The 19,108-nt window shown below is 60.8% G+C and carries 22 protein-coding genes and 1 other annotated feature; all 22 genes read right to left on the bottom strand.

The features are described from left to right. Positions 1–7 precede the first annotated feature (7 nt). Positions 8–262: a binding site (T-box leader), on the bottom strand. 33 nt (positions 263–295) lie between these two features. The 22 genes from recN to pfkA all read right to left on the bottom strand — a co-directional run bounded on the left by recN (position 296) and on the right by pfkA (position 19,046). Beyond that, complete coding sequence (recN, locus tag CGS49_RS11850; protein WP_097802006.1) at positions 296–1,963, bottom strand: DNA repair protein RecN; 1,668 nt, start codon at positions 1,961–1,963, stop codon at positions 296–298. A gap of 18 nt (positions 1,964–1,981) precedes the next feature. Beyond that, on the bottom strand, positions 1,982–2,470 hold the full coding sequence (locus CGS49_RS11845; RefSeq protein WP_097802005.1) for an arginine repressor: 489 nt from the start codon (positions 2,468–2,470) through the stop codon (positions 1,982–1,984). A 17-nt stretch (positions 2,471–2,487) separates the two neighbouring features. Continuing rightward, positions 2,488–3,339, bottom strand: coding sequence for an NAD(+)/NADH kinase (locus CGS49_RS11840; protein WP_097802004.1), 852 nt, complete (start codon positions 3,337–3,339; stop codon positions 2,488–2,490). 33 nt (positions 3,340–3,372) lie between these two features. Then, positions 3,373–4,176 (bottom strand): TlyA family RNA methyltransferase, encoded by an 804-nt coding sequence (locus CGS49_RS11835; RefSeq protein WP_097802003.1) that lies wholly within the window; start codon positions 4,174–4,176, stop codon positions 3,373–3,375. Next, complete coding sequence (gene dxs, locus CGS49_RS11830; protein ID WP_097802002.1) at positions 4,173–6,056, bottom strand: 1-deoxy-D-xylulose-5-phosphate synthase; 1,884 nt, start codon at positions 6,054–6,056, stop codon at positions 4,173–4,175. The genes CGS49_RS11835 and dxs overlap by 4 nt, the downstream gene beginning before the upstream one ends. A gap of 43 nt (positions 6,057–6,099) precedes the next feature. Continuing rightward, positions 6,100–6,567: a divergent PAP2 family protein gene (locus tag CGS49_RS11825; protein ID WP_097802001.1), complete on the bottom strand. Its 468-nt coding sequence runs from the start codon at positions 6,565–6,567 to the stop codon at positions 6,100–6,102. Positions 6,568–6,598: 31 nt separating this feature from the next. Continuing rightward, positions 6,599–7,480 (bottom strand): polyprenyl synthetase family protein, encoded by an 882-nt coding sequence (locus tag CGS49_RS11820; protein ID WP_097802000.1) that lies wholly within the window; start codon positions 7,478–7,480, stop codon positions 6,599–6,601. Continuing rightward, positions 7,480–7,704 (bottom strand): exodeoxyribonuclease VII small subunit, encoded by a 225-nt coding sequence (gene xseB / locus CGS49_RS11815; protein WP_242975459.1) that lies wholly within the window; start codon positions 7,702–7,704, stop codon positions 7,480–7,482. The genes CGS49_RS11820 and xseB overlap by 1 nt, the downstream gene beginning before the upstream one ends. Beyond that, positions 7,691–8,905, bottom strand: coding sequence for an exodeoxyribonuclease VII large subunit (gene xseA / locus CGS49_RS11810; protein ID WP_097801998.1), 1,215 nt, complete (start codon positions 8,903–8,905; stop codon positions 7,691–7,693). The genes xseB and xseA overlap by 14 nt, the downstream gene beginning before the upstream one ends. Beyond that, on the bottom strand, positions 8,893–9,834 hold the full coding sequence (locus CGS49_RS11805) for a tRNA (adenosine(37)-N6)-threonylcarbamoyltransferase complex transferase subunit TsaD (RefSeq protein WP_097802268.1): 942 nt from the start codon (positions 9,832–9,834) through the stop codon (positions 8,893–8,895). Before CGS49_RS11805 ends, xseA begins: the two co-directional genes overlap by 13 nt. Then, complete coding sequence (gene nusB / locus CGS49_RS11800) at positions 9,831–10,277, bottom strand: transcription antitermination factor NusB (protein WP_097801997.1); 447 nt, start codon at positions 10,275–10,277, stop codon at positions 9,831–9,833. The genes CGS49_RS11805 and nusB overlap by 4 nt, the downstream gene beginning before the upstream one ends. Before the next feature lie 81 nt (positions 10,278–10,358). Beyond that, positions 10,359–10,745 carry an Asp23/Gls24 family envelope stress response protein gene (locus tag CGS49_RS11795; RefSeq protein ID WP_097801996.1) on the bottom strand — a complete coding sequence of 129 codons (387 nt, stop codon included), beginning with the start codon at positions 10,743–10,745 and terminating at the stop codon, positions 10,359–10,361. Between the two features lie 173 nt (positions 10,746–10,918). Continuing rightward, positions 10,919–11,539, bottom strand: coding sequence for a SpoIIIAH-like family protein (locus CGS49_RS11790; RefSeq protein ID WP_097801995.1), 621 nt, complete (start codon positions 11,537–11,539; stop codon positions 10,919–10,921). A gap of 58 nt (positions 11,540–11,597) precedes the next feature. Next, the gene (locus CGS49_RS11785; RefSeq protein ID WP_097801994.1) at positions 11,598–12,095 is read right to left on the bottom strand and encodes a stage III sporulation protein AG; all 498 of its coding nucleotides are present in this window, start codon (positions 12,093–12,095) and stop codon (positions 11,598–11,600) included. Then, positions 12,092–12,565, bottom strand: coding sequence for a hypothetical protein (locus tag CGS49_RS11780; protein WP_097801993.1), 474 nt, complete (start codon positions 12,563–12,565; stop codon positions 12,092–12,094). Before CGS49_RS11780 ends, CGS49_RS11785 begins: the two co-directional genes overlap by 4 nt. A gap of 4 nt (positions 12,566–12,569) precedes the next feature. Beyond that, entirely contained in the window at positions 12,570–13,571 is a 1,002-nt protein-coding gene (locus CGS49_RS11775; RefSeq protein ID WP_242975458.1) for a stage III sporulation protein AE, read from the bottom strand. Between the two features lie 8 nt (positions 13,572–13,579). Continuing rightward, a complete protein-coding gene (locus CGS49_RS11770) occupies positions 13,580–13,963 on the bottom strand; it encodes a stage III sporulation protein AD (protein ID WP_097801991.1) in 384 nt (127 codons plus the stop codon). Further along, a complete protein-coding gene (gene spoIIIAC / locus CGS49_RS11765) occupies positions 13,960–14,154 on the bottom strand; it encodes a stage III sporulation protein AC (RefSeq protein WP_097801990.1) in 195 nt (64 codons plus the stop codon). Before spoIIIAC ends, CGS49_RS11770 begins: the two co-directional genes overlap by 4 nt. 18 nt (positions 14,155–14,172) lie before the next feature. Continuing rightward, on the bottom strand, positions 14,173–14,634 hold the full coding sequence (locus tag CGS49_RS11760; protein WP_242975457.1) for a hypothetical protein: 462 nt from the start codon (positions 14,632–14,634) through the stop codon (positions 14,173–14,175). Further along, on the bottom strand, positions 14,631–15,530 hold the full coding sequence (locus tag CGS49_RS11755; RefSeq protein WP_097801989.1) for an ATPase, T2SS/T4P/T4SS family: 900 nt from the start codon (positions 15,528–15,530) through the stop codon (positions 14,631–14,633). The genes CGS49_RS11760 and CGS49_RS11755 overlap by 4 nt, the downstream gene beginning before the upstream one ends. Before the next feature lie 128 nt (positions 15,531–15,658). Continuing rightward, positions 15,659–17,659 carry an NAD-dependent DNA ligase LigA gene (gene ligA, locus CGS49_RS11750; RefSeq protein WP_097801988.1) on the bottom strand — a complete coding sequence of 667 codons (2,001 nt, stop codon included), beginning with the start codon at positions 17,657–17,659 and terminating at the stop codon, positions 15,659–15,661. A gap of 412 nt (positions 17,660–18,071) precedes the next feature. Next, positions 18,072–19,046, bottom strand: a complete 975-nt coding sequence (gene pfkA / locus CGS49_RS11745; RefSeq protein ID WP_005941980.1) for a 6-phosphofructokinase — start codon at positions 19,044–19,046, stop codon at positions 18,072–18,074. Between the last annotated feature and the right edge of the window lie 62 nt (positions 19,047–19,108).

Raw genomic sequence — 19,108 nt, 5'->3', positions numbered from 1 at the left:
GAATTTGGCAGAGGGCGAGAAAATTCGCGGTACCACCTCTGTTTGCCGCCCCCTCACGGAAGCGGCCTCACGAGTGCGCACCCCAGAGTAGAGTGACACTCCTGCGTTTGTAACGCTCGCACGCGGCACAGCCTACTAGCCAAGCGGCATTCGGCCTGCAGCTCCGGGAGGTATTTCGCCTGCTGCTCTGCGGCCCCTTTCACCAGCCGGGGTTTCTCTGGGCAGAACGCTACAGGGTACTTGTTCCCTTCATCGCTATTAACGAGAACTACTTTATCACAACAAAACGGCCTTGTCAAGCCTTGCTTCGCTCCTGCAGCATTTCGCGCGCATTTGCGCGGGAAAGCTCGGTGACGTGGTCGCCGGAGACCAGCCGGGCCAGCGCTTCCACGCGGCCCTCCGTATCCAGCGGGTGGATCTCGGTATAGGTGCGGTCGTTCTCCACATTCTTCTGGATGAGCAGGTGGCAGTCCGCCAGCGCTGCGATCTGAGCCGTGTGGGTGATGCACAAAATCTGGTGCCCCTGCGCACTCTGGCGCAGCACTTCGCCGATGCGGCTGGCTGCCTTGCCGGAAACGCCGCTGTCGATCTCGTCGTAGATCACGGTGGGCACGGCGTCCTTATCGGCCATCGCATTTTTGATGGCCAGGGTGATGCGGCTCAGCTCGCCGCCGGACGCGATCTTGGCCAGCGGCTTCGGCGCTTCGCCAGGGTTTGTGGAGATATAGAACTCGATGCCGTCCTGGCCGTGGCTGGCCAGCGGGCCGCGGGTGTGGCGCAGCGTCATGCGCACGCCGGGCATGTTCAGGAAGTCCAACGTGCCGGAGATGCGCTTGTTCAATTCTTCAAAGGCGCGCAGGCGGGTCTGGGTCAGCACTTCGGCCTTCTCGCGTGCCTGCGCATACAGGCGGCGCTTTTCCGCCTGCAGGTGGTCGTAGCGTTCCTGGGAAGTCTGAATGTTCTGCAGCTCCTCGCGGGCCTTCTGGCCGAATGCGATCACATCCTCGACGGTGTCGCCATACTTGCGCTTGAGCTTGTAGAGCAGGTCCAGCCGCTGCTCGATCTCGTCCAGCTCGGCGTCGTTCGTCTCGTAGGCATCCAGCCGCCCGACCAGGTCAGCCGCGACGTCTTTGGCCGTATAATAAAGGTCTGTCAGCTGACCGGCTGCGCCGGAAAGCGCCTCGTCCAGCTGCGCGGCGTCCGAAGCCGCGTTGGAAGCTTCGCCCAGAAGGTCCACCGCACCGGCCGCCTCGTCACCGCCGGAAAGCAGCGCGTAGCACTGGGCGATGCGGTCCCGGATGGTGGAGGCATTCGCCAGCACCCTGCGGCGGCTTTCCAGCGTCTGCTCCTCGCCTGCGGTCAGCGCCGCATTCTCGATCTCCTGCACCTGATAGCTCAGCAGGTCGACCCGCCGCTGCTTTTCCGCCTCGTCGGTGATCATGGCATCCAGCTCGCGCTTGATGCGCACAAGTTCCCGATACAGCGCATAATATTCCTGGAACTGCACGTCGTTCTGCGCATAGTCATCCAGAATGCCCAGGTGGCGCGCCGGGTTCAGCAGGCCCACCGAGTCGTGCTGGCCGTTGATGTTGATCAGCCCGCCGCACAGCTCCCGCAGCACGGCAGCCGTGGCGGGCATTCCGTTGATGCGGCAGCTGCTTTTGCCTTCGGCGGTGATCTCGCGGCTGAGCATCAGCGCATCCGAGCGCTCGTACCCGGCCTTTTCCAGGCTGTCCAGAACGGCATCCGGCACCTGCTCGAATGCCGCGCGGATCACGGCCTTGGCAGCACCGGTGCGCACCAGGTCCTTGGAGGTGCGGTTGCCGAGGATCGCGTTGATGGAGTCGATCAGGATGGATTTGCCCGCACCCGTTTCGCCGGTGAGCACATTCAGGCCCGGCTGGAAGTGGACCTCTGCCTTCTGGATGACGGCAACATTTTCAATTTGCAGGCTGCTCAGCATGTTCCTCTCTCCCGCATATCATTTCTGTCCGATGTGCCGCGTCAGCTCCGAGCAGATGGTTTTCGCATCGCGCTCCGAGCGGGCAACGATCAAAAACGTGTCATCGCCGGAAAGCGTTCCGACAACATTTTTCCACTGCAATGCGTCAAAAACCTCGCACGCAGCATTTGCCATGCCGGAGTAGCACTTCACCAGCACCACATGCCCGGCATAATCCACCCCCAGCACCGACTCGTGAAAGATCGTTTCAAAGCGGCTCTGCGTTTTGGGGTTGAACCCTTCGCTCCGGCTGGAAACATACCGGTAGCCCTCTGCGGTGGCTGCCTTCACCAGGCACAGCTCCCGGATATCGCGGGAGATCGTGGCCTGCGTCACCTCGAAGCCTTCCCTGCGGAGGTGATCCAGAAGGACCTCCTGCCGGCTGATGGGATACTCCTGTACGAGCCGAAGAATCGCCTGCAGGCGGTCCCCCTTGCTCTTTGCATCTTCTTTACGGCTGCGCGCCATAAAAATCGCCTCCCCTGTTATCGTCTGCTCCGCAGCTTCTGGTCGATGGCCTGGAACTGATCGGCCTTGCCGAAGGTGATCAGCTTTACCACCTGATCGGAGAGCCGCACCTCTGCCGTGGCACCGGCCTTGAGCGGGAAACCGGCCGCACCGTCGCAGCTGATGAAAACCTCATCGTCTGCCACCTGCCCCACGCAGATGTTCAATTTGCGTTCCTGTGCAAAGACCATGGCCGGGCTGGCCAGGCTGTGGGGGCAGATCGGCGTGACCACAACGCCCTTTGTCTGGGAATCCAGGATGGGACCGCCCGCCGCCAGTGAATAGGCGGTGGAACCGGTGGGTGTGGCGACGATCACGCCGTCACCGCGGTAGTGCTCCACGAGAATGTCGTCGCAGTAAATGCTGAAGTCGATGGCCTGCTGCAGGCGGCCCTTCGTGACCACGACATCGTTCAGGGCGTGGCCCTCCCAGCCATCGTGCCCCAGCACCCGGACGAAAAGGAGCATCCGGTTGTCCAGGCTGAATTCGCCCCGGGCCACGGCGGAGAGCTTTGCTTCCATCTCGCTGATCTCACAGGTAGCCAGAAAACCGCAGCGGCCCAGGTTGATGCCCAAAATCGGCTTTGCGTACTGCAGCGAGAGATTGGCCTCGTGCAAAATGGTACCGTCGCCGCCGATGGTCAGGATCACATCGGCACGCTCCAGGCAGTCCTTCTGCGGCAGGTAGACAACGCCCATGGTGCTGCAGCTCTCCCGCAGGTCTTCGCACATCAGGACGGCGGCCCCGTGCGTCAGCAAGATCTGCGCTGCGCGGAGTGCGATCTCGCTGGCGGAAGCCTTGCCGGGATTCGGTGAAATGTAGATCGTCATGCCGGAAGCCCCTCTTTTATAAAATGAATGCGTTCAGCGGTCCAGGCTGCTGTGGCTTGCCGCCACCACCTGTTCGGCCACGCTGTCGTCCAGAACGGCCGGCTCGTCGCTTTTCTGGACGAACATCAGGTATTCAATGTTGCCTTCCGGGCCCTTCACCGGGCTGAAGTCCAGTCCGCGCACGGCAAAGCCGTTGGCGGCAGCGTAGCCCATGGCATTGTGCAGCACTTCGCGGTGGGTGGCCGGGTCGCGCACGACGCCATTTTTGCCCACCTTCTCGCGGCCAGCCTCAAACTGCGGCTTGACCAGGCAGACGCCCATGGCATCCGGGGTCGTGATGGCCTGTGCCACCGGGAAAATGTGGTGCAGCGAAATGAACGAGACGTCCACACTGAAAAATTCAATGGGCTCTGCCAGTGCATCCGGCGTGACATTACGGATGTTGGTGCGTTCCATGTTCACCACGCGCTCGTCCGTCCGCAGTTTCCAGGCCAGCTGGCCGTAGCCTACGTCCACGGCATAGACCTTCACGGCACCGTTCTGCAGCATGCAGTCGGTGAAGCCGCCGGTGGAAGCGCCGATGTCCATGCACACCTTGCCGCGCGGGGTCAGCGGGAAGCACTGCATGGCTTTTTCCAGCTTCAGGCCGCCGCGGCTGACATAGCCGATGTCGTGGCCGCGCACCTCGACCTTGGCGTCCTCTTTGATCATCTCACCGGCCTTGTCCACCTTCTGCTCGTTGACAAACACCACGCCGGACATGATCATTGCCTTTGCACGTTCACGACTCTGGATCAGACCATGCTGAACCAGATATTGATCCAATCGAATTTTCACGATTCAAATTCTCCTTTCATAACCGCAGCCTGCACAGCCTGGGCCAGGCTCTCTGCGTCCAGCCCGACCGCCTGCCGGATCTGGGCAACGCTTGCGTGCGGCAGGCGGGCTTCCCGCACGGCACGATGGATAAATCGTCCATTCCAGCCATTCTGCCGCAGCACGTACTCCAGATGCTCGCCAATGCCGCCGACGGCAATGCATTCCTCTGCAAACAGCACGACTTTATAATTCATCAGGTCTTCGACAAGTTTTTCTGTAAAGGGATATATCTTTACAAGCTTCAGCGTATCACATTCGATCGAATTTTCATTCAAACTCCGCTCCGCTTCGATCAATTCGGCCATTTCATCCGCATAGCTCACCAAGACGATTGATGTACCTGCCTTTTTCGTCAGGAAATCATATTCCGACCCGGTGCAGGGGTGCTTTGCCAGTGCTGCATCTTCCCCGCCCCGCGGGTAGCGGATGGCGCGCGGGCCCTGGAACGCCCCCTGCAGCAGTTCATGCAGCCAGTACGTCAGTTCTGCATAGTTGGAAGGCGCATAGATCGGCATGCCGACCTGGCTCAGGAAGGCCGGGTCATAAATGCCCTGATGGGTCTCACCATCGGCCGGAACAAAACCGGCGCGGTCGATGGCAAACACGACGTTCTCCTTCAGCAGGTTCACGTCGTGGATGATCTGGTCGTAAGACCGCTGCAGGAAGGTGGAGTAGATGCACACCACCGGCAGCATTCCCTGGCTTGCAAGCCCGGCCGCGAAGGTCACCGCATGCTGTTCCGCCATGCCGACGTCAAAGAACCGTTCCGGGTGGCTGTGGGCAAAGAACTGCAGGCCGGTACCATATTTCATGGCAGCCGTAATGGCGCACAGGTTCCCGACCTCGCCGCCTTCCTTCACAAGTGCCTTGCCAAACACTGTGGAGAAGGACTCCTTGGGTGCAACCTCGGGGTCCGGCATCCCGTCCGGGTCAAACGCCGACACGCCGTGGTAGCTGCCCGGGTTGATCTCGGCGGGCCGGTAGCCTTTGCCCTTTTTGGTGACGACGTGCAAAAAATGCGGGCCCGGGCGGCCACAGATGGTGCGGAGCGTCCGTTCCAGTTCTTCCTCGTTATGCCCGTCCACCGGCCCGATGTACTGGAACCCCATGTCCTCAAACATGGTGGAGTGATACATGGCACGGCGTACCAGCGTTTTGGCATTGGTCAGTGTCTTTTTCATGGGCGTGCCCACCACCGGCACATGGTCCAGGAAGCTGCTCACATTATCTTTTGCATCATAGTAGGCCGTCGTTGTGCGCAGGTGGGTCAGATACCGCGCCAGCGCGCCCACATTTTTGGAAATGGACATCTTGTTGTCGTTCAGGATCACGAGCAGATTGTCCAGATTTTCAATGTTGTTCATGCCTTCGTAGACCATGCCGCCGGTGAACGCACCGTCGCCGATGATGGCCGCCACAAGGCCCGGCTCGTGCCGCAGCTTTTTGGCCCAGGCCATGCCGATGGCAAGGGAAAGCGCCGTGTTCCCGTGCCCGGCAATGAACGCGTCGTGAACGCTTTCATCCGGGTTCGGAAAGCCGGAAATTCCGTCGATCTGACGAAGCTTATCAAATTGCTCTTTGCGGCCGGTGAGGATCTTGTGCGTGTAGCACTGATGCCCCACATCAAAGACGATGGCATCCTTCGGCGTTTCCAGCACGCGGTGCAGCGCCACGGTCAGTTCCACCGTGCCAAGGTTCGAGGCCAGGTGGCCGCCCGTTTTTGAAATGTTTTCCAGTAAAAAATGACGGATCTCCTCGCACAGCTGCACGATCTGCTGGTGATCCAGCTGTTTCAGATCGCTGGGCTGGTGAATGCTGTCCAGCAGCAATGATCCCATAATCCCACATCCTTCAAAAGGAGTTTTCGATGGTTCGACCATTTTACGCGATCGGGTACAGAAGGCCGACCGCCACGCCGACCAGAACACCCGCCACGACCTGCAGGGGCGTGTGACCGACCATTTCCTTCAGGTGCATGTTCTGCAGGAAGGGCGCGTTTTTCTCGCTCACGTCGATCCACTGCGCGATCATCTGGTTCAGCACCTTCGCCTGTTCGCCAGTCTCGTGGCGCACGCCCATGGCGTCGTGCATCGTGATGATGGCGACCACGCTTGCCACGGCGAAAATGGCAGAATTGACACCCTCGCAGCGTGCCGTTGCGATCACCATGGCGCAGACGGTCGCACTGTGGGCGCTGGGCATGCCGCCGTCGCCCCACATGCGCTCCAGCTGGAATTTGCCCAGCAGGATAAAGTTGATGAGGGTCTTCAGCACCTGTGCCACGAACCAGCCCAGAAGCGATACGGTAAGGATCGGATTGAACGAAAAGATCTCGTGAATGAACTGCATAATCATCTTCCTTTATGATTTGATCGGGGGATCAGCTTTTGCGCACCAGAAGCTGCTGTGCCAGCTGCTCCAGAAACGCCGCTTTTGTGCCAAAATGGCTGTGCAGCTGCGCGCAGGTCTCGGCGTTGAGTTTTTGTGCAAGGTCCATTGCACCCTGCACACCGTACAGGGTGGCAAAGGTCGTTTTGCCGTTTTCGCTGTCGCTGCCGATGGGTTTGCCCAGCTGTTCCGGCGTGCTGGTGACGTCCAGCACATCGTCCACGATCTGGAACACGAGCCCCAGACCGTAGGCATAGGCTTCCAGCACACGGCAGGTCTCGGTGTCGGCCTCTGCGGCAGCGGCCCCCATCTGGACGGCCGCGTTGATCAGCGCGCCGGTCTTGTTGCGGTGGATCAGCCGCAGCTGGTCCTCGGTGGCGGCAAGTGCCTCATATTTTAAATCCAGCTCCTGCCCATAGACCATGCCGCGGCTGCCGGCACCGGCGCCCAACGCCCGGGCTGCCCGAACGCAGGCCTGCGCCGACGCAGGTGCGTTCGCGACCACCTCAAAGGCTTCGGTCAGCAGCACATCCCCTGCCAGCATGGCAGTGGCCTCATCAAAGGCCTTGTGGCAGGAAGGCCGCCCACGGCGCAGGTCGTCGTTGTCCATGCAGGGCAGGTCGTCGTGGATCAGTGAATAGCAGTGCAGCATCTCCACAGCCGCCGCAAACTGCCCGGCTGCGGCCTTGTCGCCGCCCAGCAGGTCGCAGACGCTCAGCACCAGCACAGCGCGGATGCGCTTGCCGCCGCCCAGCAGGCTGTAGCGTGCCGCACGGCAGACCTCGGACGTCTCCGGCAGGAACTGCCCACAGGCTGCATCCAGTGCCTTTGATGCCTGCGCGAGATAGGCTTCGTATTGCGCTTTGTATTCCATCAGTCTTCCTCCCCGCTGTCCGGCGCGGACTGCGCAAGCTTTGCGTCGATCTCCTCGATCTGGAGCGAGGTCTTTTCCAGCGCAGCGCGGCAGTATTCCATCAGCGCCGCCGCCTCGGCATAGAGCTTGACGGAGTCTGCAAGGGTGGTTTCTTCGCTTTGCATCTTTGCAAGAACACCATTCAGGCGTTCCATGCCTTCCTCAAAACTTTTAGGTGTTTTCATTGAGTTCCTCCACTGCTTCCACCCGGCATCTTGCGCGGCGGGAAGCGCTTCGAATATAGACCGTCTGCTCCGGCTGCAAGGCCCCCTCGGACAAAATCTTTCCCTTTTCGGTGGTCATCATCGCATAGCCGCGTGCCAGCACGCGATACGGGTTCAGGGAATCCGCCAGAACGGCCGCATGCTGCAGCTGCCGCGAAGCATCCGTTTCTTTTTCACGCAGCTGCGCGCGGATACTGTCCTGCAGCTGCTGCAGTGCTGCCGCATTTTTCTGCAGCAGGCGGTCCGGCAGGTGTTGTTCCAACACATAGTTGTATTGTTCCAGACCATTATAGCATAAATCGAGACGATTTTGCATATTTTTGCGAATATTTTGTTGTAATTCCAGCAAAATTCTTTTTTGCTCGGCGCGGTCCGGCACGGCCAGCTCTGCGGCGGCCGAGGGCGTCGGCGCGCGTTGGTCGGCCACGAAGTCCAGGATCGTATAGTCGATCTCGTGGCCAATGGCGCTGATGAGCGGCTTTTTGCAGCGGAAGGCTGCCCGGGCGATCACCTCCGCGTTGAACACCCACAGGTCTTCCCGGCTGCCGCCGCCGCGCGCCACAATGATCTCGTCCACATCCCGGCGCTGGTCCAGCCTGCGGATGGCGTCCGCCACCTGCTGGGCCGCTTCAAAGCCCTGCACCGTCACCGGGCAGAGCAGCAGCTTCGCGGCCGGCCAGCGGCGGCCGATGACGTTGCGGATGTCCTGCAGTGCCGCACCGGTCTTGCTGGTCACGACGCCGATGCACTGCGGAAATGCAGGCAGCGGCTTTTTGTGCTCCGGGTCAAAAAGGCCTTCCTTGGCAAGCTTCTCCTTGAGCTGTTCCAGTGCAAGCTGGGCCGCCCCCATGCCGTCCGGGAACATTGCGTTGACGTACAGCTGGAACGCGCCGTCACGCTCATACAGCGTTGCACGGCAGCGCACCACGACCCGCATCCCCTCCTGGGGGCGGAACGCAAGCCGGGCAGCATCCGAGCGGAACATCACGGCCTTCACGCTGCAGGCATCGTCCCGCAGGGTGAAATAGCAGTGACCGCTGCGGGCATTCTGCACAAAGTTTGCGATCTCGCCCCGCAGGGCCAGATCGAACAGCACATCGTCGGCGTCCAGACGCATTTTGACATAACGGTTCAGCGCAGAGACCGAGATCACTTCAGCCATAGCCCGGCCTCCCGCGCAGCAAGGATCGACACGCCGATGGCGTTATCGCTGGAATACTGCCCCGGCACGAAATAGACACCGGGCAGGCGCTTGTTCACCCAGCTGTGGATGATGTCACTGCTCATGACACCGCCTGCGCAGACCACCGGCAGGCCGGGGTATTCCTTCTGGGCGGCTTTGGTCATCTTGACCACCGTATCGGCCACGCAGAGCAGGCAGTATTTGCAGACATACTCCGGGCTTTTGCCCGCTGTCAGCAGCGCATTGCACTGGTTCTCCAGCCCGGAAAGGCTGCACTGCATCCCCTTCACGCTGGACTTCGGCTTGATCTCCTCGGTGCACTGGGCGGCAAGGCGCGAGACCTCGGCACCCGCCGGGAAGGCAAAGCCCAGCTTGACGCCCACACGGTCCACGGCCTGGCCGGCATAAAGATCGGTGCTGGTGCCAAGGGGCGTGATCTGGCGCACCTGGTCGCACAAAAGCAGATCGGTGGTGCCGCCGGAGATGTGGAACAGCAGGACCTTTTCCCGGAACAGCTGTTCTCCTTTGGCGGCGAACAGCGCAGCGGCCGCATGGCCCTGCTGATGGGTCGTCAGCACGAGCGGGATGTCCCGCGCCTTTGCAAAGGCGGTCGCGGCGCTGACGCCTGCCAGAAAGCAGGGCATGTAGCTGCCCTCGGCCGGGCGCGGCTTCTGGGATACGCCCACGGCTTCGATCTTTGTCAGGTCGAACTCCTGTGCAAGCTGCTGCAGCATCTCCGGCAGGGCCGCCGTGTGGTGGAACAGCGCATCGCTCTGCCGCAGACCAAGCTGGCCCGCCTTGACCGGCAAAAAGCGCTTCTTTGCACAAACAACCTCTCCGGCTGTGTCAAACACCGCCAGAGAGGTTGCATAGTTGCTCGTGTCGATCCCAAGCGTATAACGGCTCACTGTTCAGCCGACTCCGCTGCGGCTTCGTCGTTCAGACCGTGGTCGCGGGCCACTGCGCCAAGCAGGCCGTTCACGAACTGATAATCTTCGTCGGCACCATATTTCTTCGTCAGTTCAACGGCCTCGTTGATGGCAACGCCGGGCTTGTTCTCGCCGCCAAACAGCATTTCGGCAATGGCCAGGCGCAGCACCGTCAGGCTCACGCGGGGCAGGCGCTCCATCGTCCAGTTGCGCAGGTGCGCACGGATCTCGTCGTCCACCTCAGCCGAGTGGTCGTAGTAAGCGTTCAGCAGGTGCTTGCTGAAGCCGTCCACCGGGTGGTCTTCGTCGTTTTCTTCGTGGTTCAGGATGGCCTCGGCCAGCGGCACATCGCCAAAGGTCTGCGAAAATGCCAGCAAAAAGGCATTCTCGCGTGCTTCTCTACGGGGCAAAATGTTTTCCATACTATTCCTCTCGCAACACGAACCCTCCCCATCCGAAGCGGCGGGGAGGATCGGTCATTTTCTATTCGGTCTCTAAAAGGGTCACTGCTGCTCTGCGTCTGCATCGGCAAGGCCGGCGATGACCAGATTGACACGGCTCACCGTGACGTTCGTCATGTTCTGGACCGCGTTCTTCACGTTCTCCTGCACCTTTTCTGCCACAGAGGGGATGCGTGCGCCGAAGCGCATCATCAGATGCAGGGTGATCGTTGCGGTGCCGTCACGCATTTCCACGGCAACGGGCGTCTGGATGCTGGAAGCCTCCAGCAGGTTCGAAAGCTTTTTATTCTGCTTGCCGCAGGAGACCCCGGCAACGCCCTCGATCTCCAGCGCAGCACAGCGTGCGATCTTTGCCAGCACTTCGGTCGAGATCTGAAGGGTACCGCCCTGAAGATCTGTATTCTGCAAATCCATTGTGTTGTCCTCCATTCAAGAGCGGGGCCGGAACGCCCGCCCTTTTCTGTTTGAAATGGTCCTGCCTGAAATGATCCATGGGATACGCAGGACAACATCACGTTCGATTGATAGTGTTATTATACCATCAATCCGGGTTCGATTTCAATACTTGATTCAAAAACTCTGCCGCCGGGCCTGCAGGGCACTTATTTCACCTCCACCACGGTGATATTCTGAGCCGGAACGGTGCTCTTGCTCAGCACCACATCCCGGATCTGTGCCACCTGTGCAGCCGTGAGCGGCTCGCCGGAGGTCATCACAGTCAGGTCGGCCCGGCCGGACTGCAGAAAGCACAGGCAGTCCGCAAAGCCTTTTGCCTTGATGAGGGTCTCGATCTCGTTCTCGGCGTTCAGGTCTTCCAGCCCGGCGGTCATCTGGTCGGTGTATTCCTTCTTTTCTTCTGCAGAAAGTGAGGAAGACTTCATGGTCTTGCGGATGGTATCCAGCGCTTCATCGTGCGCCTTTTCCCGCTTGAGCCGGGCCTGCTCAAAGAACTTCGCGCCGCTGTCGCTGGCCACGCTGACCAGCTGCGCCTCGCCGTAGTTCTTGTTTGCGCTGGAAACCGCTTCCGCCTCGGTGGGCAGCTCATCCAAAATCGCTTCGGCCTGGACCGGCTCCTCCACCGATGCCGCGACCATCTGCGCCGTTTCTTCCGTTTCAATGGAGCCGGTGCGGGCGTACTGCCAGTTCAGGTAGACGGCGATCAGCAGGGCAGCTGCCAGCGTGACGGCAGTGGCCCGACGGGTGTTCTGGGAAAGTGCTCTCATGAAAAGTTCCTCCTTTTCTCACGGTTCAAAAAAACGGAACAGCCTGTTTGCCCGCTTGTCAGCGGCGTTGTTCCACACAGATGCGATTGGACGGCAGGTCCAGCAGCGCGCCGATCATCTCCGTGATGCGCGCGGCCACCCGGACGTCTCCCCCGCCCTCGCACAGGACGGCAACGCCCTGCACCTGCGGCAGGTACACCGTCTCGGTCAGGGCGGAACCGTCGTCGAGCAGGACATGTGTATTCTGCGTCTGCAGTTCCCCGGACTGCGTGTCCACTGCATAGACCGACTCCTCACCCGTTTCCAATGTGACCATCACCGTTGTTTTGCCTGCGCCGCTCATCTGGGAGACGAGCGTTTCCAGCCGCTGCTCCAGCTGCGTCTGATATGCTGCGGTATCCAGCGGTTCGCCCGCAGCAGCCGTTGTCTGCCGGGCCGGGAAAAGCTCGGAAAGCAGGATCAGCACCATGGCCAGAAAGCCGATCCCCACCGCAAGCAGGGTGCGTCCCTGTTTACCCTGCAGTTTTTCCGGCAGGGTGAAACGTCCGTTTTTCATGTTCCCGTCTCCTCCTCGGTCTGCAGGCTCGGCTCCACGCCAAGCCGCTGCTGAAGATAATCGGCGGCTTCCCGGCACAGGGCGGTGCTGCTCCCGGCGGGCACGGTCATGGACGCCTGCACGGCCTGCAGCGTCTGCCCGTCCTGTTCCAGTATGACCCGGATCACAGCGTCCAGCCCGAACTGTTGCCGGCACTCGGACTCCAGCTGGGCTTCCAGGCGGCTTTGCGCATCGGCAAGGATCTGGTCTTCCAGCCCGGGCAGACTGACCGGTGTGCTTTGAGGCACCGTCCATTTGCCGAGTTCCGTCCGGGCAGACGGAAGGAGCTGCAGAAGGACTATTAGAATATATAGCCCGGCCAATGCTTTTATGCATCTGCGCGCCCAGCCGCTGCCCACCAGAAGGGTCACCGTTTCGGTGCAGATACAGGCCAGGCAGAACACGGCAGCCGCAGCCTGAAATGTACGCATTCCATCACCCTCCCGACAGCATCAGTGCCGCCACGCCCACAGCCATGAGCCCAAAGAACAGTGCCGTTACGGCGGCCATGCAGCGGACGGCCTCCGCCAGGCACGAAAACAACGCCTTGCACCGCCGGTTCTCCGCAAGGTCGCACAGGAGGACGCAGCCGTAAAGAAGCGCCAGGTGCACCAGAAGCGTGAGATACAGCGGCAGAAACTCCGCCCCGAGGAGCGCGATCCCGGCAAGGCCCAGCGTGCTTTTCAGCAGCTGCATCCCGGCAAGGACGGCATCTGCGGCACCGCTCAGGGCATCGCCGATCACCGGCACGCTGCCGGTGAGGAACCGCCCCACCTGCAGGGTGGTCTTGTCCAGCTGCAATGTCACGACCCGCTGCAGCCCCAGAAGGATGGCGAACAGCCGCCCGGCGAGGCTGAGCCCCTTTTGCAGCAGCCTGCCCGCCGAGCGGCAGCCGTCGGCAAGGCCTTTCTGGGTGCTGATGCAGCACGCCATGCTGATGGCAAGGTAGCTTTGCAGCAGCGGCCCGACCCAGAGCGCTGTGCACTGCGCCAGCAGGCACAACCCGGAAAGCAGCAGCCCGCAGGCGGCCATTCCGGCCTGCATTTCCCCGCCTGCCGTCAGCACCCCGCCGTACACCGGCAGAAAGCCCAGCAGAAAGCTTTTCCAGCTGGTCATCTTTTCGCAGATCTCCTGGGCAAGCCCGGTGAGCCCACCCCAGGAGAGGACCCCGCAGCCTGCGGCGGAGACCAGCTCCAGCAGATCGGCATTGCGGCTGTCGCCCAGCAGAAAGGAGAGCAGCAGCACCGCCAGCAGAAACAGAAAGACCGCTATGTAGCTGTGCGCGATCTGGGTCAGCAGCTGAACCGGATGGACCGGCAGCAGCGAAAGCAGCGCCCCGAGCGGGTCCTGTGCAAATGCTTCCGCACTCTGCGGGGCGGCTTCCAGATACGGCTGCCACAGCTCCTGCCCGGGCAGACCGGAAAGCAACGTCGTCATGGGCCATTTCACCCTCCCAAGCTCCAGATCTTCTGGCAGATCTCCTCCAAAAGCGGCCATGCGGCCCCCAGCACGAGGCAGCGCCCGGCAAACCCGGCACACCAGCCAAGGGAGCTTGCCCCGGCCTCCTCGCAGAAGGTGCGGGCATAATCCGTCACCAGCAGGATGCCTGCGCAGCGCAGAAGGCACGCAAAGGCCTGTCCATCCACCTGGCGGCCCAGAACGACCACCCGCTGCAGGAGCGATTGCACCGCGCCGCTCAACTGCAGCAGAAGGAACACGACTGCCGCAATGGAGACCAGCACCGCATAGACCGGGGCGTCCTTTTGCAGAAAAAGCTGAGCCACCGCCAGCACGATGATGGCCCCTGCGACCATACACGCCGTGCTCATAGTGAAAACAGGGATTTGATCGTGACGAACAGGGCGCTGATCTGCTTTACAAGGATGGACAGCACCACCACCAGCCCGGCCAGCGTTGTCATCATGGCCTGATCTTCCCGCCCGGACCGGATCAAAAGCTGGTTGAGCACCGCCACGATGATGCCGATCGCCGCGATCTTGAACACGAGATCAATTTCCACCTTTTCGTCCTCCCGCTTTCAGAAAAAGAAGATCGCCAGCACCATACCGGCTGCCAGCCCCAGCCGGTGCGGCAGACCGGCCCGGGCATGGGCCTGCTGCTGTGCCTGCTGCAAAAACTCCTGAAACCGCGCGATGTAGTAATCCAGCCGTTCGCACTCCTGCTCGGCGCTCGTCCGCCCGAGGCCGGACATGCACTCCGCAAAGCAGGCCCGTTCCGCTTCAGAGAGTGCTTTGGGTGGGGCAAGTGCCTGCAGCGCCCGGGGCTTTGCAGGCGTTTCCAGCAGACCTTCCCGCTGGAGCTGTGCGTCCAGCTGCGTCAGGTCCGCCCGGCGGAACGCGATCTCCTGCCGGATGCGCCGCAAAAGCCGGATACTCCATTCCAGTGCGCAGAGCTGCTCCCGCGTTCGCTGCTGAAATGCATCGCCGGTCAGCCAGCCGCACAGCGGCAAAAGCAGCGCGCCGAACACGCGGAGCATCATGGCTCCACCACCCGCACTTCCTGGATCTGCCCTGGGGTATTTCGCCCCCGCAGCAGCACAAGGACCCGCAGCATCCCGTGCTGCTGTAAGTACCGCACCTGCGGCCGCCGGAAGGCATCTTCAACCCCGGCGGCGTGGACGCTTGCCACGAAGTCCACCCCGCCGAAAAAGCCCTGCTCCAGCGCCTGCGTTTCTTCCAGTGAGCCCAGCTCGTCCAGCACGATCACCTGCGGGCCCAGCGTGCGCAGCGCCATCTGCACCGCAGCCGCCTTCGGGACACCTGCCAGCACATCCACGGCGGCCGGGCGCAGCGTGTGCCCCGCCGGGAAAAGCTCTCCCCGCTCGTCCACGACGGCCGCAGCGCAGTGCAGCTGTTCCAGCGCAAAAACGATCTGGCGCAGCAGGGTCGTCTTGCCGCTGTCCGGTTCACCGACCACCAGCATCCCAACAAAATGCCCCTGCAGAAGCTGCCGGAGTTTCTCCGGGAGAACGGCCGAAACCACGCGTGCGATGCGGAAATTCAACGAGGTGATCTGCTGCAGAATAAGCTGCCCGTCCCGCTCCGTGAAGCGCCCCGCCACCCCCACCCGGCACCCGCCGGGCGCGGTCAGAAAACCTTGCGCAAGCTCTGCCTGATGGGTGTGGACCGAGCCGCCGCACAGGGTGTGAAAGATCTCCTCCATTTGAATGGCCGTCAGCCGCAGCCCGCGCAATGCGGCCGGGCAGTCCGGCAGCGTTTCGGCTGTGCATTGCCGCCCCGCAAGGGTCAAAACGATGCCGCAGCCTGTCCGCAGCCGAAGTTCATGGATGCGCCCGGCCAGCGTCGGCGGGATATGCAGCAGCGGTTCGGCAAGCCAGGTGGGCAGCGCACGCACCGCCTGATAATACTCGTCCATTTTGGTTTCCCCTTTCCGCGAACACTTTGCTACGAGTATATGCGGACACGCCCTGCTTAGAACTGCCAACAAAAAACTCCCCGGCAGACCGTTCGTCCGCCGGGGAGTTTGCTTCGATTCAAATGCTATCAGGTGTTGTCGTCCCGGATCATATCCAGGAATTCCTGTTCGGTCAGCACCGGCACACCCAGTGCCTGTGCCTTGGTCAGTTTGGAACCGGCCGCCGTGCCTGCCACCACATAAGCCGTCTTTTTCGAGACCGAACCGCTGGCCTTGCCGCCGTTCTTCACGATCAGGGCTTCGGCCTCATTGCGGGAAAGGGTCTCCAGCGTGCCGGTGACCACCAGCGTTTTGCCCGCCAGTTTGTCGCCCTTGGGCTCGCCCTTCCACTGCATGTTCAGGCCTGCATCGGCCAGGCGGTGCACAAGGTCCGTCGTGCCTTCTTTTGCAAAGAACTCCACCACGCTCTGGGCCATCACGCCGCCAAAACCGTCGATCTCGCTGATCTGTTCGGCGGTCGCTTCCCGGATGGCCTGCAGCGTGCCGAAATGCTCTGCCAGCAGTGCAGCCGCCTTATCGCCGATGTTGCGGATGCCGAAGCCGAACAGCAGTTTATCCAGATTGTTCTGTTTGGACGCTTCGATGGCGTTCAGCAGATTATCTGCACTCTTTTCCTTGAATTTGTCCAGCGTCAGCAGTTGCTCCCGGGTCAGGGTGTAGATATCCGCCGCCGAGTGCACCATGCCCTTTTCCACCAGCTGCGTTGCCACAGCAGTGCCGAGGCCGTCGATGTCCATCGCGTCGCGGGAAGCAAAATGAATGATGTTGCGCAGGGATTGCGCCGGGCACTCCGGGTTGACACAGCGCAGGGCGGCCTCATCTTCCAGATGGACCACCGGTGCCCCGCAGGAGGGGCAGACCTTCGGCATCTCGTAGGGTTCGGCATCCTCTGCATGATGGGTCACGCCGATGACCTCCGGGATGATGTCCCCGGCCTTCCGCACCTGGATGGTGTCGCCGATGCGCAGCCCGAACTGCCGGATAAAATCTTCGTTGTGCAGCGTTGCGCGGGCGACCGTCGTGCCCGCAAGAAAAACAGGATCGAAACAGGCAGTGGGGGTCAGCACGCCGGTGCGGCCCACCGCCACTTCAATGCCGCGCAGAGTGGTCTCCTTGACTTCCGGCGGGTATTTGAACGCGATGGCCCAGCGCGGAAATTTGTTGGTGGAGCCCATGAGGTCGCGCTGCGCGAAGTCGTTCACCTTGATGACAGCACCGTCCATGTCGAAATCCAGCTTTGCACGGTTCTGGCCGATCTGTTCGATCTCGGCAATGGCGGCTTCGATGTCGTGCACCACATGGTAGCGCGGCGAGACCGGCAGTCCCAGGCTCTTGAGGTAATCCAGGCTTTCCGAATGCTTCGTCAGCGTTTTGCCGCGGATCTGCTGCACGTTGAACACAAAGATGGAGAGCCCACGCTTGCCGGTGATCTTGGCGTCCTTCTGGCGCAGGGAACCAGCCGCAGCGTTGCGCGGGTTCTTGAACGGGGCTGCGCCCTGCAGCTCCTGCTCGGCACACAGCTTTTGGAATGCCTCGTGGGGCATATACACTTCACCGCGCACTTCCAGAAATTCCGGCGCGTCTTTCAGCTTTTTGGGGATGCTGCGGATGGCGCGGACGTTGGCGGTCACGTCCTCGCCCACCACGCCGTCGCCGCGGGTGGATGCCCGGACCAGCTCACCATTTTCGTATTCCAGGCTGCAGGAAAGACCATCAATTTTGATCTCCACCACATACTCCGGTTCTACCCCGGCTTCCCGCACGCGGCGGTCAAAGTCCCGCAGTTCGTCAAACGAAAAGGCGTCCAGAAGGCTTTCCATTTTGACCGCGTGAGTCACCTTGGGCAGTTTGCTGCTGGCCGTGCCGCCGACCTTCTGGGTGGGCGACGAGGCCGTGACCAGCTGCGGGAACTGCGCCTCCAGCGCTTTCAGTTCCCGGGTCAGGGCATCGTACTCAAAATCTTCCAGCTCCGGCGCATCCTGATCGTAATACAGCCGATTGTTCTTTTCAATGACCGCGCGCAGTTCTTCCACGCGCTTTGCTGCCTGTTCCAGTTCCAAATTCTCCACGCTCCCGCTCTCCATTTTCCGCTGCCGCGTTGGCACTGCAAACTGCAAATGCGGCACGAAATCCATTTTAATTAGTATACCACATTGCGGCGCATTCCGCAAAGGAGTACGCTTTGTATAAATCAAATTTTCTGCTGGTTTGAAATCGTTTTCATTTGTGTGCTTCGGTTGATTTTGAATCAATCCACAAAGATACTCTTTGTTTATACATCATAATTATTGTCGTATCATCGTTCTTATTTTACCATTCTCTGCTTGTGCTTTTCAGTAATTCCGTTTGACAAAGATGCTGTTTCTACGCAAACGGCAGCGTTCTTTCCTTCTGCTGCCGCAGCAGAAAAAGGCACAAAAAATCGCCCTTCCGGTTCCCCGAAAGAGCGATTCAAACATTTTATGAAGTTGTTTTACGTGATCAGATACTGATGGTGTTACATACGTCGATCAGCACCGGGTCAAGCGTCTTGGTCATTTCAAGCGCTTCATCCACCGGGTAATCCACCAGCTTCTCGCCCTTCATGCCGACGATGCGGTTATACTTGCCCTGCTCCAGCAGGCAGACGGCGTGGTAGCCCATTGCGGAGGCGTTCACGCGGTCACGCAGCGTGGGAGAACCGCCGCGCTGGACGTGGCCCAGAATGGTGGCGCGGGAGTCGATGCCGGTGCGGGCCTGGATCTCGTTGGCGATCTCCTGTGCATGGCCGACGCCCTCGGCAACGATGATGATGAAGTGGCGCTTGCCGGTCTTCTGGGTCTCAGCGATCTTGTCCAGAATGTCGCGCTGCATATCGAATTCCTTCTCCGGCAGCAGGACAGCCATAGCACCGGAGGCAATGGCCACATTCAGGGCGATGTAACCAGCGTTGCGGCCCATGACCTCAACCACACTGCAGCGGTCGTGGCTCTGGGTGGTGTCGCGCAGCTTGTCGATCATCTCCAGTGCGGTATTCATGGCCGTATCATAGCCAATGGTGTAATCGGTGCAGGAGATATCATTGTCAATGGTGCCGGGCAGACCGATCATCGGGATGCCGCGGTGTGCCAGCTCACGGGCACCGCGGTAAGAGCCGTCGCCGCCGATGACCACCAGAGCATCAATGCCCAGCTCACGGCACTTCTCTGCGCCCTTATCCTGGCCTTCCTTGGTCTTGAACTCCAGGCAGCGGGCAGTGTACAGAATGGTGCCGCCGGCAGAAATAATGTTCGACACGCTGCGCAGGTTCATCTCGAAGCACTCGCCGTTCAGCAGGCCATTGTAGCCGCGCTGAATGCCGATCATGCGATAACCCTTGTGCAGGCCCGTGCGGACCACAGCGCGCACGGCAGCGTTCATGCCAGGAGCATCACCGCCGCTTGTCAGCACGCCAATCGTTTTGATCTGCTTTTCCATACGAGAGATTCCCTCCAATTTGTTCTTCATTTACCCATGAGCAGTTGTCCTCTATTTAACAC

Source organism: Faecalibacterium langellae (assembly GCF_002549775.1).
Taxonomy (GTDB): Bacteria; Bacillota; Clostridia; order Oscillospirales; family Ruminococcaceae; genus Faecalibacterium; species Faecalibacterium langellae.
The sequence above is the reverse complement of the archived record's forward strand: the minus strand, read 5'-3'. Positions and strand labels throughout refer to the sequence as shown.